The sequence below is a fragment of the Streptosporangium sp. NPDC001559 genome, assembly GCF_042893955.1.
GTDB lineage: Bacteria > Actinomycetota > Actinomycetes > Streptosporangiales > Streptosporangiaceae > Streptosporangium.
Window position 1 is genome coordinate 874,408 of the sequence record NZ_JBIAVG010000001.1, and the last position, 25,288, is coordinate 899,695.

Genomic DNA, 25,288 nt, shown 5'->3' on the forward strand with positions numbered 1-25,288 from the left:
GGGGGACCGGGGAGCCTCCGGCCCGGCCGTGGCCGGACGTCTCCCCCGCGGTGCCCGCCGTCATCTCCTGGACCGAGAGCCCCGGGCAGGGAGACCCGAACGGTGCCTCCGGCCTGCCGCCGCAGCCGTCGGCGGCCCCCGGGGAACCCGCTCCACCGTGGAACGGCTCCCCCGAAGAGCCGCCGACCCGGCCATGGAGCGGTCCCGCTCCCTCCCGTGAGCCGTCCGGCCCGGCCGCTCCGCCGTCGTGGGGTGCCCCACCCTCCTGGGCCCCTCCGGCCCCCGGCGCGCGCCCAGGACCGCCGCCTTCCCAGGCCGGGCCTCAGGAGCCATCAGGACCGCAGGGCCGGCCTGGTCTCCAGGGACCGCGTTCCGAACAGCTCGGGCCCCAAGGGCAGCCTCTCCTCTCGAACACACCGCAAGGACAGCATTCCGCTCAGGCCGCCCCCCAGGGACAGATCCCCGTCCCGAACACACCACAGGGGCAGACCGGCCCCCAGGGACCGGCCCCCGTCCCATACGTGCCCCAGGGACAGACCGACCTTCGAGGCCCGGCCCCCGTCCCGTACGCCCCGCAGGGCCGGCCCCCCGTCCAGGCCGGTCCGGCCCCCTGGTCCCCCGCAGGTCAGCCGGGACCCGCGTCGGCCCAGCCTCCAGGGCCGCCCTGGAACACACCGCCCGCCCAACAGGGACCCACGTGGCAGGCACCGCCCGTCCCCGGTGGTCCCCCGGCCCAGCCGTGGGCCCCGCCCGGACCACTTCCTGAAGCAGGGTCCGCATCACTGCCTGGCGTCTCCTCCGCCCCCGCCGCGCCGCCCGCGCCGCCGGGGTCGCCGGGGCCGCAGCCATGGGGTCCCGCGACCGGAGAACCACAGGGCCAGACACCGTGGGCACCCCCGGCCGAGCCGGCGGGACCGCCTCTCTCCTGGGGCACGCCCCCGCAGAGCGGCCCCGCCGGCACCCCTCCCCAGTCCTGGCAGAACACCCCGTTCAACGCGTCCCCGCAGGGCGCTCCGCCCGGCGCGCCTCCGCAGCCCCAGCAGGAGGTCCACCCGCCGACGGCGGCATCGGCCGAACCTGACGCGCCGTCCTGGCAGCCTCCTCCGGCCTTCACGGCCGCCGCCGCGGGTATGCAGGTGTGGCCCGCCCCAGGACAGGACCCCGACGACGCCTCACGGTGGCCCGCGGCCTCCGGAGAACCCGTCTGGCCCGAGGGCGCCGAGAACGAGACGCCGCAGGACGGGATCGCCGACGACGAGAGCACCGTCAGGGTCCGCAAGGGCGACCAGGCCCCGCTCCCCGTCCGTCGTGGGCGCGCGCAGGACAGCCCCGGCACCCCGGCGCCCCCGCCGGAGCCGGACGCCGTCCCCCAGCCTGCCGACCGAGGTCAGGCGGCCCCCGGCTTCGAAGGCCCGCCCCCGGTGGAGAACGCCGCACCGGACCAGGTTCCCGTTCCCCTGGGGGCCGACGCGCCCGGTGTGATCGACAGGACGTCGGCCCCGCCTCCCGATCAGGGCGACCATCCGACCCCGCCCAGGGGCATACCGGTGGTCACGGCGCCGCTCGCCGCCCCGACGGGCGGTCCCCCTCCCGGCAGGCCACCGGCTCCGCGTCCGTCGGCCGAGGTCGAGCGTGGGCCGTTCACCCCGCCGTCCGCGGTCGTCCAGGAGGTTCCGCCGCTCCCCACCGCGCCGCCGCGCAAGCGCGTCAACACCGTCCTGCTCGCGGCCGTGGTCGCCGTCGTGGTCGGCGGTACCGGCACCGGGGCCTTCTTCGCCTACCAGTCGTTCAACGCCAGGCGGTCGGCCAGCGCGGAGGCTCCGGCCCCCACCGCGCCTCCCGTCGAACCCACCGACGACCCGAACGCCCCTCCCGAGCCTGACCCGATCAAGACCGAGATCCTCAACTCCGAGAAGACGGACCCGGGCAAGATGACCGTGGCCGACGCCTTCACCAAGAAGGTGACCCTGGCCGGTGCCACATTCGTCCGGGTCAAGACCGAAGTGACCGACAAGTGTGACGAGGCCGCGGCGGGCAGGTTCGCCAACACGCTGGCCACCCAGGACTGCCGCCAGGTGCTGCGGGCCACGTACGTCGACAGCAAACGCAAGTACGCCGTGACCACGGGAATCGCGGTGCTGCCCACCCTGCAGTCGGCCGTCGAGGTCGACCGGACGAAGAACCTGGGCAGCAACCTGTGGTTCCGTGGCCTGCCGGGAGGCTCGGGCAGCGGAGCCGAGCGCGTCGGCATCGCGGGCGGCTACGCCGCCGGCTTGGTCTGGGGGCGCTACATCGTCTTCAGCTACGCCACCTTCAGCGACGGCCACACCCCGACGGCCAAGGAGAAGAACCTGGGCAAGGTCAGCGGCGCCTTCCGCGACGAGACCGCCAAGGTCATCGAGCGCCGTATAACCAGCTGACCGGCACCGGCCACGCGGCAGGCCGTCCCTGAAGACAGCGCGCGCCGTACGGCCAGGCGGCACGCGCGGGACGGTCGCGGATGACGGGCGCCGCCCCGAGCCGTGGCCGTGCCACGGTCGTCGATCGTGCTATTCGAGCAGGTGGCGGTTGGCTCGGCTCCATGCCAGCCTTCTGTCCGCCTCGTCGAGGAAGCCGTCGGTGACCCAGTGGGCTTGGGGCTGGTGGCCGGCGTCGGCGAGTCGGCGTACCTGCTCGATGACGTCCCGTTGGACGTCGATGACCGCGTCGATCAGGCCCGTGGTCGAGGTCAGGCCGTAGGCCGTGGCGAAAAGCTCCAGGCGGTGACGCCGGTTGGGTGGCGTGGGGTAACGCAGCCAGCGCAGACATTCGGCGTCGTCGCGGAACGGCGCGACGTATTCCAGCGCGTAGGCGATGTCGTGCAGTCGCGGCCTGGGCCGGGCGTAGTCCCAGTCCAGGATTCCCACGGGGCGTTCACCCTGCCAGACGATGTTCCACGGTCCGAAGTCTCCGTGGCAGATCACCTCGTCGTCGCGCGGTTCCGCCTCGCCACTGGACCATCTGAGTCCCTGAGGCGGGCGAAAGCCGGCGACCGCGTCGTGATAGTCGCGCAGCAGGCGGGCGAAGGCCGTCAGACCCGGTTCCTCGACCACCTTGGCCCAGCTCCGCGGGCCGGATTCGCCGTCCAGGTAGGTGAGGATCTCACGGCCCTCCTGGTCGATTCCCAGCACCCGCGGTGAGTAGGGGAACCCCGCCTCCTCCAGAAACCGGAGCAACGCGTGGACGGCCGGTGTCCACGGGTGCGTGGGCCTGCGAACCGTGTCACCGAGGCGTACCACCCTGCGATGCGCGGAATCCTGCAAGATCTCCTCATCTGCCACGTGTGCAGAGGTTACCCGCGCCGCCCGCTCCCGCCCGGACCGCTTCCGGCCGGTGGGAGCGCGCGTCACGGCGTGGCCGCGCCGACATCGGAAATGTGGGATCGGGATGTAAGAAAGCCCTCCTTCGGACCACATGCCCTGCGGACGACCTGCCAGCGACCGAAGGAACCGGTTCGCCCAACCCACACGAGCGCTTCACCGCGCTCTACGACACCCACCAAGCGCGGGTGTACGGCTATGCGGCAAGCCGCGCCGGACATCGACTCGCGGAGGAAGTGGTCAGCGGGACCTTCCCGGTCGCCTGGAGACGTCTGGACAGCATTCCCGACCACGCGCGGTTGCCACGGCTCCTCCGCGTCGCTCGCAACGTTCCACGCGACAACCTCCGGGGGCCGCCCGGCGTGAATCCCTGGAAGCCGAACTGAGGACGTGGTTGGAAGAGGCCGCCGGCGACGCGGGCGCACAGGCCATCGAGCGGGTCACCGTACTCCGCGCGCTTGCCGTGGTGTCCGAAGCCGGCAAAGGGATCCTGACCCTGACCGCCTGGCATGGCCTGTCCACCGCCGAAGCGGCCGAGGTGCTCGGCTGTACCAAGACCGCCTTCTTCGTCCGGCCGAATCACGCCCGCCGTACGGCCGGGCGGCCGGATCACCCTCAGGAGGCTCCGAGCGTGCGCACCCGCCGGGTCAGCGCCGCCCGGCGCGCCAGCGCCTCCCCCTCCGGGTAACGCACCTCCTCAAGGCACAGACCGTGCGCGGGCGCGACATGCACCGCCGAGTCCCGTACGGCACGCGACAGCACCTGCCCCGGCCAGTCGACCGGCAGACGCCCCTCCCCGACCGGCAGCAGCGACCCGACCAGCGCCCGGACCATCGAGTGGCAGAAGGCGTCCGCGACGACCGTCGCCACCAGCAGGTCCCCCTCCCTGGCCCAGTCGAGCCTCTGGAGCTCGCGGATCGTGGTCGCGCCCTCGCGCTTCTTGCAGAAGGCCGCGAAGTCGTGCTCGCCCAGCAGCGCCGACGCGGCGGCGTTGAGCCGGTCCAGGTCGAGAGGGCGGGGATACCAGACGACCTCGTGACGACGCAGCGGGTCACCCCCGCCGGGGGCGTCGCAGACCCGGTAGGCGTAGCGTCGCGACATCGCGGAGAAACGGGCGTCGAAACCCTCGGGGGCCACGGTGACACGGTGGACCCTGACGTCGCCGGGCAGGATTCCGGCCAGCCGCCTGATCAGAACGGGCAGCCGGTCGGCGACAGGGTCCGCGGGAGCCGTGTCCTGCCCGCCTCGGTGCCTGCTGTCCAGCGCGCCGAACACCTCGGGCTCCAGGTCGACGTGGGCCGTCTGCCCTCTGGCGTGCACTCCGGCGTCGGTCCGTCCCGCCACGGTCAGCGACGGGGGCTCCGGCAACCTGAAGACCTTGCCGAGCGCTTCCTCGATCTCCCCCTGGACCGTCCTGCGCCCCGGCTGCCGAGCCCAGCCTGAGAAGCCGGTGCCGTCGTAGGCGAGGTCAAGGCGCAGCCGTACCACGATGTCGTCCCTCCTGAAAGAACCCCGGGTGAAAGAGCCCCGGGAGGACCCGGGAAAAGAAGAACGGGCCCGGCACCTCCGGTGTGGAGGAAGCCGGACCCGTCCGGAGAGCCTGGAAGATCAGGCGTTGTCCTTCTTGCCCTCGGTCTCCTCGGCGGGAGCCTCGGCCGCGGGGGCCTCCTCAGCCTGAGCCTCGGCGGCCTCGACCGCGGAGGTCTCCTCGGCCTTCGGCTCCTCCGTGGCGGCGGGAGCGGCGGCCGGGGCCTGGCGGGTGGTGGTGACCGTGTTCAGCGGCTCGGACACCAGCTCGATGACGGCCATGGGGGCGGCGTCGCCCTTACGGAGGCCGACCTTCGTGATGCGGGTGTAGCCACCGGGACGCTCCGCGAACGTCGGCGCGATCTCGGTGAACAGGTGGTGCACGACGCTCTTGTCACGCACGACCGTCAGCACCTGGCGACGGTTGTGCATGTCGCCCTTCTTGGCCTTGGTGATCAGCTTCTCCGCCAGCGGGCGCAGACGCTTGGCCTTCGCCTCGGTGGTCTTGATCCGGCCGTGCTGGAACAGCTGGGTGGCGAGGTTCGCCAGGATCAGCCGCTCGTGAGCCGGGCTGCCGCCGAGACGGGCACCCTTGGTGGGCCTGGGCATTTCGTTCTCCTTGAGAGTTAACCCGCCGCGGCCGTACGAGGTACCGCGGTCAGGCCGGGGGCCGGTCGGCCGGCCCCCGTCAGATGAAAATCAGTACTGCTCGGTCTCGACGTAGGCGCTGTCGTCATCGTCGTAACCGCCACCGGCCACCGCGCTCGGGTCGAATCCGGGCGGGGAGTCCTTCAGCGCGAGCGACATCTCGTGCAGCTTCTGCTTGACCTCTTCGATGGACTTGGCACCGAAGTTACGGATGTCCAGGAGGTCCTGCTCGCTGCGGGCCACGAGCTCACCCACGGTGTGGATGCCCTCGCGCTTGAGGCAGTTGTAGGAGCGAACGGTGAGGTTCAGCTCCTCGATCGGCAGCGCCAGGTCGGCGGCCAGGGCCGCGTCCGTCGGCGACGGGCCGATGTCGATGCCCTCGGCCTCGACGTTGAGCTCCCTGGCCAGGCCGAACAGCTCGACGAGGGTCTTGCCCGCGGAGGCCACCGCGTCGCGGGGCTTCATGCAGGGCTTGGTCTCGACGTCCAGGATCAGCCGGTCGAAGTCCGTGCGCTGCTCGACACGGGTCGCCTCGACCTTGTAGGTGACCTTGAGGACCGGGGAGTAGATGGAGTCGATCGGGATGCGACCGATCTCCTGGCCGGGCTGCTTGTTCTGCGCGGCGGAGACGTAGCCACGGCCACGCTCGACCGTCAGCTCCATCTCCAGCTTCGCCTTGCCGTTCAGCGTGGCGATGCGCAGCTCGGGGTTGTGCACCTCGACACCGGCCGGGGGCGCGATGTCGGCGGCGGTGACGTCACCGGGGCCCTGCTTGCGCAGGTACATGACCACGGGCTCGTCGTGCTCGGAGGAGACGACCAGTTCCTTGAGGTTCAGGATGATGTCGGTGACATCCTCCTTGACCCCGGGAACCGTGGAGAACTCGTGCAGCACGCCCTCGATGCGGATGCTGGTCACGGCCGCGCCCGGGATGGACGACAGCAGCGTGCGCCGCAGCGAGTTGCCGATGGTGTAGCCGAAGCCCGGCTCCAGCGGCTCGATGACGAACTTGGACCGGGTCTCCTCAAGGGATTCCTCAAGGAGGGTGGGACGCTGAGCGATCAGCATGTGGAAACTCCCCCTGCATGGCGACGCCCGCTATTTGACGTCGCTCGGATAAACAGCATAGGTGCCGTACGGCGAACCGTACGGCACCCTCGAAGCCACTACTTGGAGTAGAGCTCGACGATCAGCTGCTCCTGGACCTGCGTGTCGATCTGCTGACGGACCGGGAGCTGGTGGACCAGCACGCGCAGAGCCTCGGGAGCGACGCCCAGCCAGGCCGGGTAGGTCTTGTCGCCGGCGGTGGCGCGGGCCACCTCGTAGGGCAGAAGGTTGCGGGCCTTCTCGCGAACCTCGACGATGTCGTGCTCGCGCACGCGGTACGACGGGATGTCGACCTTCTTGCCGTTCACCAGGATGTGGCCGTGGCGCACCTGCTGGCGGGCGGCGTCGCGGGACTCGGCGAAGCCGGCGCGGTAGACCACGTTGTCGAGACGGCTCTCCAGGATCTGGAGGAGGTTCTCGCCGGTCTTGCCGGACTTGCGGTTGGCTTCCTCGTAGTAGTTGTGGAACTGCTTCTCGAGGACGCCGTAGATGCGGCGGGTCTTCTGCTTCTCACGAAGCTGGAGCTGGTACTCAGACTCCTTCGGACGGCCGCGGCCGTGCTCACCCGGCGGGTAAGGACGGATCTCGATGGGGCACTTCGCGGACTCGCACTTCTTGCCCTTGAGGAAGAGCTTGGTCTTCTCCCTGCGGCAGAGCTTGCAGTCCGCACCCGTGTAACGAGCCATTTTCTATCTTCTCCTGGGCGTCAGACGCGACGGCGCTTGGGCGGACGGCAGCCGTTGTGCGGCACCGGGGTGACATCCTGAATGGAGCCAACCTCAAGGCCGGTCGCCTGCAGCGAACGAATCGCGGTCTCACGGCCGGAGCCGGGACCCTTGACGAAGACGTCGACCTTGCGCATGCCGTGCTCCATGGCGCGGCGGGCGGCGTTCTCGGCGGCCATCTGCGCGGCGAACGGGGTGGACTTACGGGAGCCCTTGAACCCGACGTGGCCGGCGCTGGCCCAGGAGATCACGTTCCCGTTCGGGTCAGTGATCGAGACGATCGTGTTGTTGAACGTGCTCTTGATGTGGGCGTGCCCGTGAGCGACGTTCTTCTTTTCCTTGCGGCGCACCTTCTTCGGGGCACCCTGGCGGCTCTTAGGAGGCATTGCTTGCCTTCACTCCTGAGGTGTTCGGTCCTGCGGCTACGCGGACTACTTCTTACCGGGCTTCTTCTTGCCGGCCACGGTCTTCTTCTTGCCCTTACGGGTGCGCGCGTTGGTCTGCGTGCGCTGACCGTGCACCGGGAGGCCACGGCGGTGCCGGATGCCCTGGTAGCACTGAATCTCGATCTTGCGACGGATGTCGGCCTGGACCTCACGGCGGAGGTCACCTTCGATCTTGAAGTTGGCCTCGATGTAGTCGCGCAGCGGCACCAGTTCCTCGTCGGTGAGCTGGTGGACCCGCAGGTCACCGTTGACGCCGGTGGCCTTGAGGGTCTCAAGCGCGCGGGTGCGGCCGATTCCGTAAATGTAGGTGAGAGCGATCTCCAGCCGCTTGTCGCGGGGGAGGTCGACGCCAACCAGGCGAGCCATGGTCGGGCATTCTCCTTCGTTGTGGCGGAGGTCCTACGCCCCGCTTCCCCTCCCCATGCCCGGGGTGAGGGCCCCGGCCTCCGACCGGGGGTCTCCCGCGTGGTACGACCCGAAGGTCGCCTGCGCGGGTGTGGGGCGCGATTACTTTGTGGCCCGACATGGGTCGAGTCCGCTACTGATGAGCGGACTCCGTGTGGGCCTTTTCTCGACTAGCCCTGACGCTGCTTGTGGCGCAGGTTGTCGCAGATCACCATGACGCGACCGTGCCGGCGAATCACCTTGCACTTGTCACAGATCTTCTTGACGCTCGGCTTGACCTTCATAGTCCTTATTCGTCCCTCAGACGCTTACTTGTATCGGTAGACGATCCGCCCACGACTGAGGTCGTAGGGGCTCAGTTCGACGACAACCCTGTCGTCAGGAAGGATTCGGATGTAATGCATCCGCATCCGCCCGCTGATGTGGGCCAGGACCTTATGGCCGTTGTCGAGCTGCACCCGGAACATCGCGTTCGGGAGCGACTCAACCACAGTGCCCTCGATCTCGATGGCGCCGTCCTTCTTGGCCATGTCCCTCGCGTTTCACTGATCGGTCGTCTGAGGCTCTTGGAACACTACGCAGCCGCGACCCAGCGCTTCGATGAGAGCGACGGTTGCGACACCGCCGATGCGCAATGGTCATAGTGAACCGAAGAAGGAGTGTACGGCACCGGGCGATGAAATGCGAAACAGACGGCCGGTACCTTGACACAACCGCTACTCAGAATACCGCAGATCCGAAGCGCGGTACCCCGCCCGGTACAGGGCGTGAACGATCACGTTGTCGGCGTAGGAGCGTCTCACCTGGTCAAATCTGCCCCCGCAGGTGACCAGCCTCAGCCGCCGCCCGTCCGTCGGGCCGTACACCCGCTCGGCCGGGAAGTGGTCCTTCGGAGCCTGTTCGACACGCTCGACCGCGAAGACCGCGACGGTGCCATCGGCGCGGACCACCCCGACCGCGTCCCCGGGGTCCAGCTCACCGAGCCTGGCGAAGACCGCCGGTCCCGTCCTGGTGTCGAGATGGCCGACGATGACCGCGGAGCCGGACTCCCCCGGAGCCGGGCCGCCGCCGTACCAGCCGGCCGCGTCGGCGTGGTCGAGCGGCGGTACGGCGAGCCTGCCGTCCCCCTCGACGCCGAGCACCACGAGCGGGGCGTCCACCCCGATGCGTGGGATCACCACCCGCGTCGGCTCCGCGCGGCCCAGTGGGCGTGTGATCGGCGCGGGCCAGCCCGGCCCGCCCACTGCCCGCTCCCCCGATGACGACTCGGCCTGGACCGCCACAGAGCGCGCGGGACCCCTCGCAGCCCCGCCCTCCGGTACGGCGCCGCAACCCGCCGCGAGAGCCAGCGTCCACAACAGGACGAAACGGTGAATGAATCCGTGCCCGGCCGGGGCGCGGCCCCGCCGATGCCGCGCGCCAACGGTTCCGGACGGGCACGGAGGTCTAGTGGCCGCCCTGTCCACGGTGCCCGCGCGTCAGCGCCAGGGCCGCTCCGAGGACCGTGACGACCATGGCCAGGGCTCCGAAGAGCCAGGCGGTGCGGGTGGCGCCGCCGGGGGCGTGCATCGCCAGGCCGCCGCCCCCGGTTTCCGGAGCGAGGACCGGACGGGGCTCCTCGACGACGAAGGTGCCGTTGTACGGCCCACCCCTGACACAGCGGACGGTGACGGCGTAGGTGCCGGGCGCGGCGTGGGGGTTGACGCGGGCGGTCCCGCGCATCGCCTCGGCCCTGCCCCTCAGCCGCGCCGAGGTCGAGGCGAAGGCGGCCGAGTAGGCGGTCGCCGGAGCGGCGCAGCCCCCCGCGGCGATGGCCACCGACTGTCCGGGCGTGACCGTCGAAGGCGTGACCCGCACATCGGCCGGTACGGCGGCGCCTCCCGTGAGCACGATCACCGCTCCGGCGCCCAGGAGGACCTTCACCGCCGCCACAGGGTCTCGTCTGAGGCCCATCATCCACCCCCACCTCACGACGGTGCCCCGGCAACGATCACCTACCCCTCCTCACCAGCCCCAACTGCCTCTGACGGTAAAGATCTGACACAACGCGAAAAGCCCTCTCATGACCGGGTCATGAGAGGGCTTTTCGCGTATGTGGCCTCTGGCGTCACCGGTTCGGGTGGCCGCCCCGCCCGCCGAGGACCGTGGCGACCAGCAGCATGACGCCCCACGGACCCATGACCCACAGCGGCCACGGGTAGGGGAAGTCGAGGCCGTTCGTGACACCGATGATGAGCCAGATCACCCAGTTGACACCGCTGGCCACGGCCCAGGAGCCCCACATCGCCGCCGCGCCCCTGCGCTGGGCCTCACGCGAGGGGTTCGCCGGGACCGGAGCGGGGGTCATCCGCCTCAGGTCGACATCGGGAAGGTCGGAGGTGAGCCTGGCCAGCTCCCCGTAGGTCCTGCTGGAGTAGAGCCGTTCGAGCCGCTCGTCGAACTCCTCACCGGTGAGCCTGCCCTGGGCGTAGTGCTCACGCAGCACCCCCGCGACCTTGTCGCGGTCACCGTCCGAGGCTCGCATCTCCGGGCCAGGCATCATGGTCGACCACATCCGCTCATCGGCGGGCGGTACGTGTTATCCCGCATCGCCCAACAGTTCGGCAAGCCGCTCTTTTCCGCCATCAAGAGCGGTCAGTACCCAAGGTCCATTATGTGTCACGGCAACGCTGTGCTCGAAGTGCGCGGAGGCCTTCCCGTCAACGGTGACGACGGTCCAGTCGTCGGCCAGCACCCTGGTCCTGTCCGTGCCGAGATTGACCATCGGTTCGACCGCGAAGCACATGCCCGGCTCGAAACACAGGCCCTTGCCGGGCTTGCCATGGTTGGCCACCCAGGGGTCCATGTGCATCTCGGTGCCGATGCCGTGCCCGCCGTACTCCTGGGGGATGCCGTAACGGCCCTGGGAGCGGACGTATTTCTCGACCTGGTGGCCGATGTCGGACAGATGGCGGCCGACGGTGAGCGCGGCGATGCCCCGCCACATGGCTTCCTCCGTGACCCGCATCAGCTCGGTCAGCTTGGGGTCGACCTCTCCGACCGGGACGGTGATCGCCGAGTCGCCGTGCCAGCCGTCCAGGATGGCGCCGCAGTCGATGGAGATGACGTCGCCCTCGCGAAGCGGACGCCGGTCGCTCGGGATGCCGTGGACCACCTCGTGGTTCACGGAGGCGCAGATCGTCGCGGGAAAGCCCTGGTAGCCCTTGAAGGAGGGGATGGCGCCCTCGTCCCGGATCGCCTTCTCCGCGATGCCGTCGAGGTCCAGCGGCGTCACGCCCGGCCGGACGTTCTCGCGGAGCAGTTGCAGCGTGCGGCCGACCACGAGGCCCGCTGCCCGCATCTTCTCCAGCTGCTCGGGCGACTTGATCTGAATTCCATGCTTGTTCTTCTTGAACACGTGTGCACCCCCTGGGGTGATTCAACGGGCAGTCGGGGAGCCCAATTCCCCCGATTGTGCCCTAAACGACAGCACGCCACCCATGGGGTTGCCATGGATGGCGTGCCGGGGAGACAAGTGTCCCTAGTCGGTGTACGGGCTCAGCGCCTCCATCGCGCGCTGGGTGACCTCTTCCACCGGACCGGTCGCGTCGACTCCGACCAGGATGCGTTCCTGGGCGTAGAAGGAGACCAGAGGAGCGGTCTGCTCCTGGTAGACCTCCAGGCGGTGCCTGATGGTCTCCTCCTTGTCGTCGTCGCGCTGGTAGAGGCGTCCACCGCAGGCGTCGCAGACATCGTCCTTCTTGTCGTCGAAGTCGACGTGCCAGATGCGGCCGCACTGGCTGCAGGTCCGGCGGCCCGCGAGCCTGCGCACGACCTCCTCGTCGTCGACCACGAGCTCAAGGACGATGTCCAGCGCGACACCGAACTCCGCAAGCATCTTCTTCAGGATCTCGGCCTGGGGCACGTTCCTGGGGAAGCCGTCGAGCAGGAAACCGTCCTGCGCGTCGCTCTCCGAGAGGCGGTCGCGGACCATCGCGATGGTGACCTCGTCGGGCACGAGGTCGCCACGGTCCATGTACTCCTTGGCAAGCTTGCCGAGTTCCGTGCCGCCCGAGACGTTGGCGCGGAAGATGTCACCTGTCGAGATCTTCGGGATGGACAGGTTCGATGCGATGAACTGGGCCTGTGTCCCCTTACCCGCTCCGGGGGGCCCGACCAGGACGAGACGCACTACTTCAGGAAGCCTTCGTAGTTGCGCTGCTGCAGCTGGCTCTCAATCTGCTTCACGGTGTCCAGGCCGACACCAACCATGATCAGAATGCTCGTCCCTCCGAACGGGAAGTTCTGGGTCGCGCCGACGAGGGCGAGTGCGACGATCGGCACCATGGAGATCAGCCCCAGATAGAGCGAGCCAGGAGCGGTGAGTCGCGTGAGCACATAGTTGAGGTACTCAGCCGTCGGGCGGCCCGGACGGATGCCCGGGATGAACCCACCGTACTTCTTCATGTTGTCGGCGACTTCAACGGGGTTGAAGGTAATGGACACGTAGAAGTAGGTGAAGAAGACGATCAGCAGGAAGAACGTGATCATGTAGGCGGGGGTGTCGCCCGTGACCAGGTTCTGCTGGATCCACTGCACGACCGCGTTCGGCTCTTCCTGAGCGTTGCTGAACAGGGTCGTGACCAGCTGCGGAAGGTAGAGCAGAGAGGAGGCGAAGATCACCGGGATGATGCCGGCCTGGTTCACCTTCAGCGGGATGTAGGTGGAGGTGCCGCCGTACATCCTGCGGCCGACCATGCGCTTGGCGTACTGCACCGGGACCCGGCGCTGAGCCTGCTCGACCATGACGACCAGGGCGATCATCGCGATGCCTGTGATGATTACCACACTGAAGACGAACATGCCGCGGGTGCGGGCGATGGTCATCAGCTCGACCGGGAAGACCGCGATCACCTGGGTGAAGATCAGGATGGACATGCCGTTGCCGACGCCGCGGTCGGTGACCAGCTCGCCCAGCCACATGATGACCGCGGTGCCCGCGGTCATGATGATCACCATGGTGACGATCGAGAAGATGTTGTTCTTGTCGAGCAGGATCTCCTCACGGCACTGCGGGAACAGCTGGCCGGTGCGCGCGAGGGCGATGAAGGCGGTCGACTGGAGAATAGCCAGACCGACCGTGAGGTACCGCGTATACTGGGTGATCTTGGTCTGGCCCGCCTGGCCCTCCTTCTTGAGGGCTTCAAGGCGCGGGATCACCACGACCAAGAGCTGCAGAATGATGCTCGCGGTGATGTACGGCATGATGCCGAGCGCGAACACCGACAGCTTCAGCAGGGCGCCACCGCTGAAGAGCTGTACCATTCCGTAGATGTTGCCCGCGTCCCCAGCCTGAGCCTGGCTGAGACAGCGGCTGATGTTCTCCGTATTCACACCCGGGGTCGGAAGCACCGAACCCAGCCGGAACAGCGCGATGATGCCCAAGGTGAAGAGCAACTTATTGCGCAGGTCCGGCGTACGGAACGCTCGGGTAAACGCGGTCAGCACGGGCCCTCCTGCGCGCCTGAAAGGCGATGTCGGTCAGCGATGGTGCGGGGGTGGTCCATCTTTGCTATCTCGTGTCAACGAACTCACGGAAACAAGTTGAGTCTCGCTGTCCAGCGAACTCTAACGCACTACGGGCGCGGGGGCCCATAATGAGCCCCCGCGCCTCGTTTTCATGCGTGAAATTCCATGTCCTACAGCTCGGAGACAGAGCCCCCGGCCGCGGCGATCTTCTCCTTGGCACTGGCGGAGAAGGCGTGCACCTGCACGTTCAGCGCCACGGAGATGTCACCGGTGCCCAGGACCTTCACGAGCTGGTTCTTGCGAACCGCGCCCTTGGCGACCAGGGCCTCGACGGTGACCTCGCCACCCTCGGGGAACAGCTCGCCGAGCCTGTCCAGGTTGACGACCTGGTAGGTCGTCTTGAACAGGGCGTTGGAGAAGCCCTTCATCTTGGGCAGGCGACGCTGCAGCGGAACCTGGCCACCCTCGAAGCCGAGGGGAACCCCGGTCCTCGCGTGCGTGCCCTTGGTTCCACGGCCGGCGGTCTTGCCCTTGGAGCCCTCACCACGACCCTTGCGGACCTTGGCCTTGTTGGCACCGGGGGCCGGACGCAGGTGGTGGATACGGAGCGGAGTGTTCTCTGCCATGTCTAGTCGACCTCTTCCACGGTGACCAGGTGCGTCACCACGGAGACCATGCCGCGGATCTCCGGGCGGTCCTCCTTGACGACGACGTCGCCGATTCGCTTGAGACCAAGCGAACGCAGCGAATCACGCTGATTCTGCTTGCCGCCGATCTTCGAGCGGACCTGAGTGATCTTCAGACGTGCCATCGGTTAGCTCACCGCCTTGGCCGCAGCGGCCTCGGCGATACCCTCGGCGCGAGCCTTGAGCATCGCCTTGGGGGCGACGTCCTCCAGGGGCAGACCACGACGGGCCGCGATCTCCTCGGGGCGGCTGAGGCCCTTCAGAGCGGCCACGGTGGCGTGCACGATGTTGATCGGGTTGTCCGAGCCGAGCGACTTGGACAGCACGTCGTGGATGCCCGCGCACTCCAGCACGGCGCGCACCGGGCCACCGGCGATGACACCGGTACCGGGCGAGGCCGGGCGCAGGAAGACCACGCCGGCGGCCTCCTCACCCTGCACGATGTGCGGGATGGTGCCCTGGATGCGCGGCACCCGGAAGAAGTGCTTCTTGGCCTCTTCGACGCCCTTGGCGATGGCCGCGGGGACTTCCTTGGCCTTGCCGTAGCCGACGCCGACCATGCCGTTGCCGTCACCGACGATGACGAGGGCGGTGAAGCTGAAGCGACGACCACCCTTCACGACCTTGGCCACTCGGTTGATCTTCACTACGCGCTCGATGTACGAGACGCCCTTGTCAGCGTTGCCACCGCGGCGATCGTCACGACGACCGTCACGCCGCTCGCCACCGGCGGCGCCACCGCGACGCGGAGCTCCAGCCATCAGTGGTTCCTCTTCTCGTTGCTCTTGTCAGTACGGGCCATCAGAACTCCAGCCCGGCTTCGCGGGCGCTGTCCGCGAGAGCCGCCAGGCGGCCCGCGTAACGGTTTCCACCACGGTCGAAGACGACCGCGGTGATCCCGGCAGCCTTGGCCCGCTGAGCGAGAAGCTCGCCGACCTGCTTCGCCTTCTCGGTCTTGTCACCGGTCGCCGCGCGCAGGGTGGCGTCCATGGTGGAGGCGCTCACCAGCGTGTGACCCTGTGAGTCGTCGACGATCTGCACGAACAGGTGCCGCGTCGAGCGGTTGACGACCAGGCGCGGACGCGCGGCCGTACCGACCACCTTCTTGCGGACTCGGCCGTGACGGCGGGCCCGCGAGACGGCGCGGGCGGCCGTGTGCTTGCCGAACGCAGTCTTGCCAGCCATGCCTACTTACCAGCCTTTCCGACCTTGCGGCGGACAACCTCGCCCTGGTAGCGCACACCCTTACCCTTGTACGGGTCGGGCTTGCGCAGCTTACGGATGTTCGCGGCGACCTCGCCGACCTTCTGCTTGTCGATGCCGTCCACGTGGAACAGGGTCGGCTTCTCGACACGGAAGGTGACACCCTCGGGGGCGTCGACGACCACCGGGTGGCTGAAGCCGAGGGCGAACTCAAGCTGAGTCGGGCCCTTGGCCTGCACGCGGTAACCGACACCCACGATTTCCAGGGTCTTGGAGTAACCCTGGGTCACACCGGTCACCATGTTGGCGATCAGCGTGCGGGACAGGCCGTGCAGCGCACGGACCTTGTTCTCGTCGTTGGGGCGGCTGACGGTGACAGCACCGTCATCTCCCCTGACGACGTCGATCGGCTCAGCGACCTTGTGTGAGAGCGTGCCCTTGGGGCCCTTGACCGTGACTTCCCGGCCGTCGATGGCGACGTCCACGCCGTTCGGTACAGGGATGGGCAGCCGTCCGATTCGCGACATGCTGTGATTTCTCCCTTCTACCAAACGAAGGCGAGGACTTCCCCGCCCACTCCACGCTTACCGGCCTGCTTGTCGGTCATGAGGCCGCCGGACGTCGAGATGATCGCGACGCCCAGTCCACCCAGGACTCGGGGCAGGTTGTCCTTCTTCGCATAGACCCGCAGACCGGGCTTGGAAACCCGGCGCAGGCCCGACAGCGAACGCTCACGGCTCGGCCCGAACTTGAGCTCCACCACGAGGTTCTTTCCGACCTTGGCGTCCTCGACGCTCCAAGACTGGATGTAACCCTCCTGCTGGAGGATCTCGGCGATGTGCGCCTTGATCTTCGAGTACGGCATGGCCACGGTGTCGTGGTACGCCGAGTTCGCGTTTCGCAGACGCGTGAGCATGTCTGCGATCGGGTCGGTCATCGTCATGGCCGGTGGCCTTCCTCACCGCGGTTTCCCCAGGGGACCTTCGGTGCGGTCATGGGCGCTTGAGACAGCGCCCGGTGAATATCGACTTACTTGTACGGCTGGCACCGCGGGGGCCCGGCGAGAGACCCACCGGGCCGCGCGGAGACTACCAGCTCGACTTGGTGATGCCGGGCAGCTCGCCCCGGTGCGCCATCTCGCGGAAGCAGATGCGGCACAGGCCGAACTTCCTGTAGACGGCGCGGGGACGACCACAGCGCGAGCACCGAGTGTACGCCCGGACCTCGAACTTGGCCTTGCGAGCGGCCTTGACCTTCAGCGACGTCTTCGCCATGATCAGGCCTCCTTGAAGGGGAAACCGAGAAGCTTCAGCAGCGCCCGGCCCTGGTCGTCGGTCTTAGCGGTGGTCACGACCGTGATGTCCATACCACGCTGACGGTCGACCTTGTCCTGGTCGATCTCGTGGAACATGACCTGCTCGGTCAGACCGAAGGTGTAGTTGCCGTTGCCGTCGAACTGCTTCGGCGACAGACCGCGGAAGTCACGGATACGGGGCAGCGCCAGCGACAGCAGACGGTCGAGGAACTCCCACATGCGGTCGCCGCGCAGCGTCACGTGGGCGCCGATCGGCATGCCCTCGCGCAGCTTGAACTGGGCGATGGACTTGCGGGCCCGCACGACGGCCGGCTTCTGGCCGGTGATGGAGGTCAGGTCGCGAACGGCGCCGTCGATGAGCTTCGAGTCACGCGCGGCCTCGCCGACACCCATGTTCACCTTGATCTTGGTGATCGTGGGGATCAGCATGACGTTCTCGTACCCGAACTGCTCCTGCAGCTTCGCGATGATCTCCTCGCGGTAACGCTGCTTGAGGCGCGGGAGGGGCCTCGTCGCGACGGCCTCAGTGGTGTTGGCGGTCATCAGTTGTCCTCACCCGACTCGTCGGAGTCCGCCTTCGCCGACTCCTTCTTGGCGGGCTTCTCGTCACCCTTGAGCTTCTTGACGTTGCTCACGTGGATGGGAGCCTCCATGGTCTGCACGCCGCCGCTCTTGGCGCCGCGCGGGCCCTGGTGGGTCTCCTTGGAGTGCTTCTTGATCATGTTGACGCCCTCGACGACCACGCGGTCCTCGCGCGGGTAGGCGGCGATCACACGACCCTTGGCGCCCTTGTCCTTGCCCGCGATGACGAGGACCAGGTCACCCTTCTTGACATGCAGATTCGGCATTACAACACCTCCGGGGCGAGCGAGATGATGCGCATGAACTTCTTGTCGCGCAGCTCGCGTCCGACGGGGCCGAAGATACGCGTCCCACGAGGGTCGCCGCTGTCCTTGATGATCACGGCGGCGTTCTCGTCGAAGCGGATGTAGGAGCCGTCGGGCCGGCGGCGCTCCTTGACAGTACGGACGATGACCGCCTTGACGACGTCGCCCTTCTTCACGGTGCCGCCAGGAATGGCGTCCTTGACCGTGGCGACGATGATGTCGCCGATTCCCGCGTAGCGCCGACCCGAGCCACCGAGCACACGGATGCAAAGGACTTCCTTCGCACCCGTGTTGTCGGCGACCTTGAGTCGCGACTCCTGCTGAATCACCTATAACTCCTGTTTGTCTCGCCGGTTCTCACCCGTGTGCCGGGCAAGCCTTGCGGAACCGCTGTGGTCTTTTTCCCCCGGCGACAGCCGTACGGCCGGCCACCCGCCGGGCACTTCCCGTGCCCGGATGAGCGTCCGTGTCCGCACCACCGCCGCCGCAGGCGGAACGAGGATCGTCCCCGTTCCCTTGGACACCGTCGTGGGGGGTGATCAGGTCACCCCCCACGAGGCGCGTCTTGTTACTTGGCGCGTTCGAGGATCTCGACGACCCGCCAGCGCTTGCTGGCGGACAGCGGCCGGGTCTCCATCAGGAGAACGCGGTCGCCGACGCCACACGAGTTGGCCTCGTCGTGCGCCTTGTACTTGGTCGTCCTGCGGATGACCTTGCCGTACAGGGGGTGCTTGACGCGGTCCTCGACAGCGACGACGACAGTCTTGTCCATCTTGTCACTGACCACCAGGCCCTCGCGGGTCTTGCGGTAGTTACGCGCCTCGTTCGTGCTCTCAGCTGTCTCAGCCATCGACCGACTCCTTCTCAACCGTCACGATGCCAAGCTCCCGCTCGCGCATCACGGTGTAGATACGGGCGATCTCGCGGCGGACGGCGCGCAGCCGCCCGTGGCTCTCCAACTGGCCGGTCGCGGCCTGGAAGCGGAGGTTGAACAGCTCCTCCTTGGCTTCCTTCAGCTTCTGAACCAGGGTGTCCTGGTCCTCTGCTCGCAGCTCACCGGCGGTCAGGCCCTTAGCCATCACGCCTCACCCACTTCACGCTTGACGAACCGGCACTTCATCGGGAGCTTGTGCATCGCGCGGCGCATGGCCTCGCGGGCCACGGGCTCGGCGACACCCGACAGCTCGAACATGATGCGACCGGGCTTGACGTTGGCGATCCACCACTCCGGCGAACCCTTACCGGAACCCATGCGGGTCTCAGCGGGCTTCTTGGTGAGGGGACGGTCCGGGAAGATGTTGATCCAGACCTTTCCGCCACGCTTGATGTGACGGGTCATGGCGATACGAGCCGACTCGATCTGACGGTTGGTCACGTAGGAGTGCTCAATCGCCTGGATGCCGTACTCGCCGAACACGACCCTGGTGCCACCCTTGGCGGCGCCGTGACGGTCGGGCCGGTGCTGCTTGCGGTGCTTGACCCTGCGCGGGATCAGCATGGTCAGCTCCCTTCAGCACCCGGCTGCGCAGCCGGGCCGGTCTCGGGGGTGGCCTGGGAGGCCGCCTCGTTCCTGGGGCCACGGTCACCGCGGCCGGCGCCACCACGACGCGGACGGTCGCCACCGGCGCCACCACGACGCGGACGGTCGCCACCGGGGCCACCACGACGGTCGTCACGGTCACGACGCTGCCCCGCACGGGCACCGGCGGCGGCCGCCTCGCGCTCGGCGCGGCTGGTCGGAGCCTCACCCTTGTAGATCCACACCTTCACGCCGATGCGGCCGAAGGTGGTGCGGGCCTCGTAGAGGCCGTAGTCGATGTCGGCGCGGAGCGTGTGCAGGGGCACGCGGCCCTCGCGGTAGAACTCCGAACGCGACATCTCAGCGCCGCCGAGACGACCGGAGCACTGCACCCGGATGCCCTTGGCGCCGCTCTTCATGGCCGACTGCATCGCCTTGCGCATGGCGCGGCGGAAGGAGACACGGCTGGACAGCTGCTCGGCGACACCCTGGGCGACGAGCTGAGCGTCGATCTCAGGGTTCTTGACCTCAAGGATGTTCAGCTGGACCTGCTTCTTGGTCAGCTTCTCGAGGTCACCGCGAATCCGGTCCGCCTCGGCGCCGCGGCGGCCGATGACGATGCCCGGACGGGCGGTGTGAATGTCGACCTGAACCCGGTCGGTGGTCCGCTCGATCTCCACCTTGGAGATGCCGGCCCGCTCCATGCCCTTCTTGAGCATGCGGCGGATCGCCACGTCCTCGGCGACGTACGACTTGTAGAGCTTGTCGGCATACCACCGGCTCTTGAAGTCGGTCGTGATGCCGAGGCGGAACCCGTGCGGGTTAACCTTCTGACCCACTAGCGGGTCCTCCCCTTCGGCTCGCGGGACTCCACGATCACGGTGATGTGGCTCGTCCGCTTGTTGATCCGATAGGCACGACCCTGAGCGCGGGGACGGAACCGCTTCAGCGTCGGGCCCTCGTCGACCCACGCACGACTCACGAAGAGCGTGTCGCGGTCGAGCTTGAAGTTGTGCTCCGCGTTCGCAATGGCGCTGGACAGCACCTTGTACACGGTCTCGCTCGCCGCCTGGGGAGCGAACTGCAGCACGGCCTGCGCCTCCGAAGCGGGCAGCCCGCGAATGAGGTCCACCACACGGCGGGCCTTCATGGGCGTGTGGCGCGCGAACCGCACCTGAGCCCTGGCTTCCATCGCTTACTCCTCTTAACCTTCTGCTTCGTGTGGGACGGCCGGCATGGCCTGCCGTCCGGTGAGGCGCTTACCGCCGGCTGCGGCGGTCTTCCTTGACGTGGCTGCGGAAGGTCCGCGTGGGCGCGAACTCACCGAGCTTGTGACCGATCATCGCCTCGGTCACGAAGACCGGGACGTGCTTGCGGCCGTCGTGAACGGCGATCGTGTGCCCGATCATGTCGGGAACGATCATGGAGCGCCGCGACCACGTCTTGATGACGTTCTTGGTGCCCTTGTCGTTCTGGGCATCCACCTTCTTCTGAAGGTGGTCGTCCACGAAGGGACCCTTCTTAAGGCTACGTGGCATTTTGGCTGCTCCTACCGCTTCTTCCGCTTGGTCCGACGACGGATGATCAGCCGGTCGCTGGCCTTGTTCGCCGCACGAGTACGACCCTCGGGCTTGCCCTTCGGGTTCACGGGGTGACGACCACCAGAGGTCTTACCCTCACCACCACCGTGCGGGTGGTCGACCGGGTTCATCGCGACACCGCGGACGGTGGGGCGCTTGCCCTTCCACCGCATGCGGCCGGCCTTACCCCAGTTGATGTTCGCCTGCTCGGCGTTGCCGACCTGGCCGATGGAGGCCCGGCAGCGGACGTCGACCTGGCGCATTTCGCCGGAGGGCATACGCAGCGTGGCGTACTGCCCCTCCTTGGCGAGGAGCTGGATCTGCGCACCGGCGGACCGGCCCAGCTTGGCGCCGCCGCCCGGACGGAGCTCCACCGCGTGGATGAAGGTACCGGTCGGGATGTTGCGCAGCGGCAGGCAGTTGCCTGGCTTGATGTCGGCCGTGGGGCCGTTCTCGATCTTGTCGCCCTGCTTCAGACCGGTCGGGCAGAGGATGTAGCGCTTCTCCCCGTCGGCGTAGTGCAGCAGTGCGATGCGGGAGGTGCGGTTGGGGTCGTACTCGATGTGAGCGACCTTGGCCGGGATCCCGTCCTTGTCGTGGCGCCGGAAGTCGATGATCCGGTAGGCGCGCTTGTGGCCACCGCCCTGGTGACGAGCGGTCACCCGGCCGTGGACGTTGCGCCCTCCCTTGCTGTGCAAGGGGGCAAGCAGCGACTTCTCGGGCGTGCTGCGCGTGATCTCGGCGAAGTCCGAGACACTGGCGCCGCGGCGACCCGGGGTCGTCGGCTTGAGTTTACGGATGCCCATCTTTTTCGTTCATCCTTCGTCGGTTAATCCGGTCGAATGCCCCCCGCTGTAAACGGGGGGCATTCTCCCTGTTCCTTACTTCAGCGAGCGGGTCAGCCGACCTGGCCGAAGATGTCGATACGGTCACCCTCGACCAGGCTCACGATCGCGCGCTTGGTGCTGGGGCGCTGGCCGTAACCGAACTTGGTCCGCTTGCGCTTGCCCTGGCGGTTGATGGTGTTCACACTGACCACCTTGACACCGAAGATCTGCTCAATGGCGATCTTCACCTGCGTCTTGTTGGCGGTCTTCCGCACCAGGAACGTGTACTTGTTGTTCTCGTCGATCAGGCCGTAGCTCTTCTCGGAGACGATCGGCTTGATGATGATGTCACGCGGGTCGGCGATCTTCTCCATCAGGCGTCTTCCTTCCCGCTCTGGCTCAGGCGCGCGACGACCTGGTCGTACGCCTCCTGAGTGAAGACGACGTCGTCGTAGCAGAGCACGTCGTAGGTGTTCAGCTGCCCGGCGTCCAGCAGGTGGACCTCCGGGGCGTTGCGCAGGCTCAGCCAGGTGAGCTCGTCGCCCTCGTCGACGACGACCAGGACGCTGCGGGACTGCGTGACCTTGCGCAGCGCCTCAAGCGCCACCTTGGTCTTGGGGGTCTCCCCGGTGACCAGCGAGCTGACCACGTGGACACGACCGCCGACGGCCCGGTCGGACAGGGCGCCACGCAGGGCGGCGGCCTTCATCTTCTTGGGCGTCCGCTGGCTGTAGTCCCTCGGAACCGGACCGTGGACGGTGCCACCGCCGGTGAACTGCGGGGCGCGGGTCGAACCCTGACGGGCGCGGCCGGTGCCCTTCTGGCGGTACGGCTTCTTGCCGCCACCGCTGACCTCACCACGGGTCTTCGCCTTGTGCGTGCCCTGCCGACGAGCGGCGAGCTGGGCCACGACGACCTGGTGGATCAGCGGAACGTTGACCTTGGCGCCGAAGACGTCGCCGGGGAGGTCGACCGTACCGGACTTCGCGCCGCTCGCGTCGAGGACGTCAATGGTGCTCACTTGGCAGCCCCCTTCTTGGCAGCGGTGCGGAGGAGAACAAGGCTGCCGTTGGCGCCGGGGATCGCACCCTTGATCAGGATGAGGCCCTTCTCGGCGTCCACGGCGTGGACCTTGAGGCTCTGGATGGTGGTGCGGACGTTGCCCATCCGACCGGCCATGCGCACGCCCTTGAAAACGCGGCCCGGGGTGGCGCAGCCACCGATGGAACCCGGCGAACGGTGCTTGCGCTGGGTACCGTGCGAGGCGCCCAGACCCTTGAAGCCGTGACGCTTCATGACACCGGCGTAGCCCTTACCCTTGCTCTTGCCCGTCACGTCGACGAACTGGCCCGCCTCGAAGGTGTCGGCCAGAACCTCCTGGCCCAGGGTGTAGTCACTCGCGTCGTCAGTACGGATCTCCGTGAAGTAACGGCGCGGGGTGATGTCGTGCTTGCGCAGGTAGTCGCCGAGCGGCTTGTTGACCTTCCGCGGGTCGACCTGCCCGAAACCGAGCTGTACGGCGGAGTAGCCGTCCTTCTCGGGCGTGCGGACACGGGTCACGACGCACGGACCGGCCTCAACGACGGTCACCGGGACCATCCGGTTGTCCGCGTCGAAGACCTGGGTCATGCCGAGCTTCTTGCCCAGGACGCCCTTGATCTGCTTAGCCATGTCAGTGCGTTCCCTCAGAGCTTGATCGAGATGTCAACGCCGGCGGGGAGGTCGAGTCGCATGAGCGAGTCGACCGTCTTCGGCGTCGGGTCGATGATGTCAATCAGCCGCTTGTGCGTACGCATCTCAAAGTGCTCGCGGCTGTCCTTGTACTTGTGCGGCGAGCGGATGACGCAGTACACGTTCTTCTCGGTCGGCAGCGGCACCGGGCCCGCGACCTTAGCGCCAGTCCGCGTGACCGTCTCGACGATCTTCTTGGCCGAGCTGTCGATGACCTCGTGGTCATAGGCCTTGAGCCGAATGCGGATCTTCTGTCCCGCCATAATGGCCTCGGTGTCCTTCGCTGTCGTCTGAAAAAGTTGCGTGCGGCCTGTTGCCGCTAAATGTGTCCCACGGAGCAGACGCAGATGATCTGCGCTTTCTTCCGTGATCTGGCGGTTAGTTCGGTCACGGTGCGGCCGAACCAACTGCGAGATCACGGTTCTCGTGGGGCGTGAGGCGCGGGCCGTACGGCACGAGCCCCCTCGTGGCGCGGCGGCCGACCCTGGGATGAGGGCCGACCGCCACTCCGCGATCGAACTACTTGATGATCTTGGTAACGCGACCCGCACCGACGGTGCGGCCACCCTCGCGGATGGCGAACTTGAGACCGTCCTCCATGGCGATGGGCTGGATGAGCTGGACGCTCATCTCGGTGTTGTCGCCAGGCATGACCATCTCGGTGCCCTCGGGCAGGTTGACAACGCCGGTCACGTCAGTCGTACGGAAGTAGAACTGCGGACGGTAGTTGTTGAAGAACGGCGTGTGGCGGCCGCCCTCGTCCTTGCTCAGGATGTAGACCTGGGCCTCGAACTCGGTGTGCGGGGTCGTGGTGCCCGGCTTGATGATGCACTGGCCGCGCTCAACGTCCTCGCGCTTGATGCCACGCAGGAGCAGACCGACGTTGTCACCGGCCTGGCCCTCGTCGAGGAGCTTGCGGAACATCTCGACACCGGTGACCGTGGTGGTGGTCTTGGTGTCCTTGATGCCGATGATGTCGACGGTCTCGTTGACCTTGACGACACCGCGCTCGATACGACCGGTGACGACGGTGCCACGACCGGTGATCGAGAAGACGTCCTCGATCGGCATGAGGAACGGCTTGTCGGTCTCACGCTGCGGCTGCGGGACGTTCTCGTCCACCGCGGTCATGAGCTCGATGATGCTGTCGCCCCACTTCTCGTCGCCCTCCAGCGCCTTGAGCGCGGAGACGCGGACGACCGGCAGGTCGTCGCCGGGGAACTCCTGGGCCGAGAGAAGCTCACGGACCTCGAGCTCGACGAGCTCCAGGATCTCCTCGTCGTCCACCATGTCGGCCTTGTTCAGGGCGACCACGATGTAGGGAACGCCGACCTGGCGGGCCAGGAGGACGTGCTCCTTCGTCTGCGGCATCGGACCGTCGGTGGCGGCGACCACGAGGATCGCGCCGTCCATCTGAGCCGCACCGGTGATCATGTTCTTCACGTAGTCGGCGTGACCGGGGCAGTCCACGTGGGCGTAGTGACGCTGCTCGGTCTGGTACTCGACGTGCGCGATGGAGATCGTGATACCACGAGCCTTCTCCTCCGGCGCCTTGTCGATCTTGTCGAACGGGGTCGCCTCGTTGAGGTTCGGGTAACGCTCGTGGAGCACCTTGGTGATCGCCGCGGTCAGAGTGGTCTTGCCGTGGTCGATGTGCCCAATGGTGCCGATGTTTACGTGCGGCTTGGTCCGCTCGAACTTGGCCTTGGCCACTGCTCTGTCTCCTTAGAGATTCTGACTTGACTTGCGTCTTTTCACTCGGGTTCGGGTGGCGCGTCCCCGAGGGGACCCGCCGATGAGAACCTCGCCCGTACA

Annotated in this window: 38 protein-coding genes; 1 reads left to right on the forward strand and 37 read right to left on the reverse strand. The window is 67.5% G+C overall.

Annotation, left to right across the window (positions count from 1 at the left end):
* Positions 1-1,136 precede the first annotated feature (1,136 nt).
* Entirely contained in the window at positions 1,137-2,420 is a 1,284-nt protein-coding gene (locus ACFYY8_RS03870; RefSeq protein ID WP_390036859.1) for a hypothetical protein, read from the forward strand.
* A gap of 129 nt (positions 2,421-2,549) precedes the next feature.
* On the opposite strand, the gene ACFYY8_RS03875 is transcribed toward ACFYY8_RS03870, so the two are convergent.
* From ACFYY8_RS03875 to tuf, 37 genes are all read right to left on the reverse strand, one after another.
* The gene (locus tag ACFYY8_RS03875) at positions 2,550-3,320 is read right to left on the reverse strand and encodes an aminoglycoside phosphotransferase family protein (protein ID WP_390036861.1); all 771 of its coding nucleotides are present in this window, start codon (positions 3,318-3,320) and stop codon (positions 2,550-2,552) included.
* Positions 3,321-3,974: 654 nt separating this feature from the next.
* Complete coding sequence (gene truA, locus ACFYY8_RS03880; protein ID WP_390036863.1) at positions 3,975-4,847, reverse strand: tRNA pseudouridine(38-40) synthase TruA; 873 nt, start codon at positions 4,845-4,847, stop codon at positions 3,975-3,977.
* A gap of 120 nt (positions 4,848-4,967) precedes the next feature.
* Positions 4,968-5,495, reverse strand: a complete 528-nt coding sequence (rplQ, locus tag ACFYY8_RS03885; protein WP_390036865.1) for a 50S ribosomal protein L17 — start codon at positions 5,493-5,495, stop codon at positions 4,968-4,970.
* Between the two features lie 90 nt (positions 5,496-5,585).
* On the reverse strand, positions 5,586-6,602 hold the full coding sequence (locus tag ACFYY8_RS03890) for a DNA-directed RNA polymerase subunit alpha (protein ID WP_189246821.1): 1,017 nt from the start codon (positions 6,600-6,602) through the stop codon (positions 5,586-5,588).
* A 98-nt stretch (positions 6,603-6,700) separates the two neighbouring features.
* A complete protein-coding gene (gene rpsD / locus ACFYY8_RS03895) occupies positions 6,701-7,327 on the reverse strand; it encodes a 30S ribosomal protein S4 (protein ID WP_352015591.1) in 627 nt (208 codons plus the stop codon).
* Between the two features lie 20 nt (positions 7,328-7,347).
* Entirely contained in the window at positions 7,348-7,752 is a 405-nt protein-coding gene (gene rpsK / locus ACFYY8_RS03900; RefSeq protein WP_020542285.1) for a 30S ribosomal protein S11, read from the reverse strand.
* A gap of 45 nt (positions 7,753-7,797) precedes the next feature.
* Complete coding sequence (gene rpsM / locus ACFYY8_RS03905; protein ID WP_271220159.1) at positions 7,798-8,178, reverse strand: 30S ribosomal protein S13; 381 nt, start codon at positions 8,176-8,178, stop codon at positions 7,798-7,800.
* Positions 8,179-8,387: 209 nt separating this feature from the next.
* Entirely contained in the window at positions 8,388-8,501 is a 114-nt protein-coding gene (gene rpmJ, locus ACFYY8_RS03910) for a 50S ribosomal protein L36 (protein ID WP_003956441.1), read from the reverse strand.
* Positions 8,502-8,525: 24 nt separating this feature from the next.
* Positions 8,526-8,747 carry a translation initiation factor IF-1 gene (infA, locus tag ACFYY8_RS03915; protein WP_012887858.1) on the reverse strand — a complete coding sequence of 74 codons (222 nt, stop codon included), beginning with the start codon at positions 8,745-8,747 and terminating at the stop codon, positions 8,526-8,528.
* A 186-nt stretch (positions 8,748-8,933) separates the two neighbouring features.
* The gene (locus ACFYY8_RS03920; protein WP_390036868.1) at positions 8,934-9,500 is read right to left on the reverse strand and encodes a class F sortase; all 567 of its coding nucleotides are present in this window, start codon (positions 9,498-9,500) and stop codon (positions 8,934-8,936) included.
* Between the two features lie 163 nt (positions 9,501-9,663).
* Complete coding sequence (locus ACFYY8_RS03925; RefSeq protein WP_390036870.1) at positions 9,664-10,149, reverse strand: hypothetical protein; 486 nt, start codon at positions 10,147-10,149, stop codon at positions 9,664-9,666.
* 175 nt (positions 10,150-10,324) lie between these two features.
* A complete protein-coding gene (locus ACFYY8_RS03930) occupies positions 10,325-10,759 on the reverse strand; it encodes a DUF1707 domain-containing protein (RefSeq protein WP_390036872.1) in 435 nt (144 codons plus the stop codon).
* Positions 10,760-10,795: 36 nt separating this feature from the next.
* Positions 10,796-11,614 (reverse strand): type I methionyl aminopeptidase, encoded by an 819-nt coding sequence (gene map, locus ACFYY8_RS03935; protein ID WP_390036874.1) that lies wholly within the window; start codon positions 11,612-11,614, stop codon positions 10,796-10,798.
* Between the two features lie 123 nt (positions 11,615-11,737).
* A complete protein-coding gene (locus ACFYY8_RS03940) occupies positions 11,738-12,388 on the reverse strand; it encodes an adenylate kinase (RefSeq protein ID WP_390036876.1) in 651 nt (216 codons plus the stop codon).
* Positions 12,388-13,704 carry a preprotein translocase subunit SecY gene (secY, locus tag ACFYY8_RS03945; RefSeq protein ID WP_352015597.1) on the reverse strand — a complete coding sequence of 439 codons (1,317 nt, stop codon included), beginning with the start codon at positions 13,702-13,704 and terminating at the stop codon, positions 12,388-12,390. The genes ACFYY8_RS03940 and secY overlap by 1 nt, the downstream gene beginning before the upstream one ends.
* A gap of 191 nt (positions 13,705-13,895) precedes the next feature.
* Positions 13,896-14,351: a 50S ribosomal protein L15 gene (gene rplO, locus ACFYY8_RS03950; RefSeq protein ID WP_390036879.1), complete on the reverse strand. Its 456-nt coding sequence runs from the start codon at positions 14,349-14,351 to the stop codon at positions 13,896-13,898.
* A gap of 2 nt (positions 14,352-14,353) precedes the next feature.
* Positions 14,354-14,536 carry a 50S ribosomal protein L30 gene (gene rpmD, locus ACFYY8_RS03955; RefSeq protein WP_068896549.1) on the reverse strand — a complete coding sequence of 61 codons (183 nt, stop codon included), beginning with the start codon at positions 14,534-14,536 and terminating at the stop codon, positions 14,354-14,356.
* A gap of 3 nt (positions 14,537-14,539) precedes the next feature.
* Positions 14,540-15,172 (reverse strand): 30S ribosomal protein S5, encoded by a 633-nt coding sequence (gene rpsE / locus ACFYY8_RS03960; RefSeq protein ID WP_390036881.1) that lies wholly within the window; start codon positions 15,170-15,172, stop codon positions 14,540-14,542.
* Between the two features lie 40 nt (positions 15,173-15,212).
* Positions 15,213-15,596: a 50S ribosomal protein L18 gene (gene rplR, locus ACFYY8_RS03965; protein ID WP_390036883.1), complete on the reverse strand. Its 384-nt coding sequence runs from the start codon at positions 15,594-15,596 to the stop codon at positions 15,213-15,215.
* Between the two features lie 2 nt (positions 15,597-15,598).
* On the reverse strand, positions 15,599-16,141 hold the full coding sequence (rplF, locus tag ACFYY8_RS03970) for a 50S ribosomal protein L6 (RefSeq protein ID WP_390036885.1): 543 nt from the start codon (positions 16,139-16,141) through the stop codon (positions 15,599-15,601).
* Between the two features lie 17 nt (positions 16,142-16,158).
* Entirely contained in the window at positions 16,159-16,557 is a 399-nt protein-coding gene (gene rpsH / locus ACFYY8_RS03975) for a 30S ribosomal protein S8 (RefSeq protein WP_189793344.1), read from the reverse strand.
* A 145-nt stretch (positions 16,558-16,702) separates the two neighbouring features.
* Positions 16,703-16,888: a type Z 30S ribosomal protein S14 gene (locus ACFYY8_RS03980; RefSeq protein WP_012887844.1), complete on the reverse strand. Its 186-nt coding sequence runs from the start codon at positions 16,886-16,888 to the stop codon at positions 16,703-16,705.
* A 2-nt stretch (positions 16,889-16,890) separates the two neighbouring features.
* Entirely contained in the window at positions 16,891-17,472 is a 582-nt protein-coding gene (gene rplE, locus ACFYY8_RS03985) for a 50S ribosomal protein L5 (protein WP_352015603.1), read from the reverse strand.
* Positions 17,472-17,768: a 50S ribosomal protein L24 gene (gene rplX / locus ACFYY8_RS03990; RefSeq protein ID WP_352015618.1), complete on the reverse strand. Its 297-nt coding sequence runs from the start codon at positions 17,766-17,768 to the stop codon at positions 17,472-17,474. Before rplX ends, rplE begins: the two co-directional genes overlap by 1 nt.
* Positions 17,769-17,776: 8 nt before the next feature.
* Complete coding sequence (gene rplN, locus ACFYY8_RS03995; protein WP_012887841.1) at positions 17,777-18,145, reverse strand: 50S ribosomal protein L14; 369 nt, start codon at positions 18,143-18,145, stop codon at positions 17,777-17,779.
* A gap of 239 nt (positions 18,146-18,384) precedes the next feature.
* On the reverse strand, positions 18,385-18,666 hold the full coding sequence (gene rpsQ / locus ACFYY8_RS04000; protein ID WP_390036888.1) for a 30S ribosomal protein S17: 282 nt from the start codon (positions 18,664-18,666) through the stop codon (positions 18,385-18,387).
* Positions 18,659-18,895, reverse strand: coding sequence for a 50S ribosomal protein L29 (rpmC, locus tag ACFYY8_RS04005; protein ID WP_352015605.1), 237 nt, complete (start codon positions 18,893-18,895; stop codon positions 18,659-18,661). Before rpmC ends, rpsQ begins: the two co-directional genes overlap by 8 nt.
* A complete protein-coding gene (gene rplP / locus ACFYY8_RS04010; protein WP_390036891.1) occupies positions 18,895-19,314 on the reverse strand; it encodes a 50S ribosomal protein L16 in 420 nt (139 codons plus the stop codon). Before rplP ends, rpmC begins: the two co-directional genes overlap by 1 nt.
* Positions 19,315-19,316: 2 nt before the next feature.
* Positions 19,317-20,174: a 30S ribosomal protein S3 gene (gene rpsC, locus ACFYY8_RS04015; RefSeq protein ID WP_352015606.1), complete on the reverse strand. Its 858-nt coding sequence runs from the start codon at positions 20,172-20,174 to the stop codon at positions 19,317-19,319.
* The gene (gene rplV / locus ACFYY8_RS04020) at positions 20,174-20,527 is read right to left on the reverse strand and encodes a 50S ribosomal protein L22 (protein ID WP_179819691.1); all 354 of its coding nucleotides are present in this window, start codon (positions 20,525-20,527) and stop codon (positions 20,174-20,176) included. Before rplV ends, rpsC begins: the two co-directional genes overlap by 1 nt.
* Before the next feature lie 67 nt (positions 20,528-20,594).
* Positions 20,595-20,873 (reverse strand): 30S ribosomal protein S19, encoded by a 279-nt coding sequence (gene rpsS, locus ACFYY8_RS04025; protein WP_367738313.1) that lies wholly within the window; start codon positions 20,871-20,873, stop codon positions 20,595-20,597.
* An 11-nt stretch (positions 20,874-20,884) separates the two neighbouring features.
* Complete coding sequence (rplB, locus tag ACFYY8_RS04030) at positions 20,885-21,721, reverse strand: 50S ribosomal protein L2 (protein WP_352015607.1); 837 nt, start codon at positions 21,719-21,721, stop codon at positions 20,885-20,887.
* Between the two features lie 92 nt (positions 21,722-21,813).
* Entirely contained in the window at positions 21,814-22,116 is a 303-nt protein-coding gene (gene rplW, locus ACFYY8_RS04035; protein ID WP_352015608.1) for a 50S ribosomal protein L23, read from the reverse strand.
* The gene (gene rplD / locus ACFYY8_RS04040) at positions 22,116-22,763 is read right to left on the reverse strand and encodes a 50S ribosomal protein L4 (RefSeq protein ID WP_390036895.1); all 648 of its coding nucleotides are present in this window, start codon (positions 22,761-22,763) and stop codon (positions 22,116-22,118) included. The genes rplW and rplD overlap by 1 nt, the downstream gene beginning before the upstream one ends.
* A complete protein-coding gene (gene rplC, locus ACFYY8_RS04045) occupies positions 22,760-23,413 on the reverse strand; it encodes a 50S ribosomal protein L3 (RefSeq protein ID WP_352004428.1) in 654 nt (217 codons plus the stop codon). The genes rplD and rplC overlap by 4 nt, the downstream gene beginning before the upstream one ends.
* A gap of 14 nt (positions 23,414-23,427) precedes the next feature.
* A complete protein-coding gene (gene rpsJ, locus ACFYY8_RS04050; RefSeq protein ID WP_012887830.1) occupies positions 23,428-23,736 on the reverse strand; it encodes a 30S ribosomal protein S10 in 309 nt (102 codons plus the stop codon).
* Between the two features lie 256 nt (positions 23,737-23,992).
* Complete coding sequence (tuf, locus tag ACFYY8_RS04055; protein WP_390036897.1) at positions 23,993-25,186, reverse strand: elongation factor Tu; 1,194 nt, start codon at positions 25,184-25,186, stop codon at positions 23,993-23,995.
* Positions 25,187-25,288: the final 102 nt, after the last annotated feature.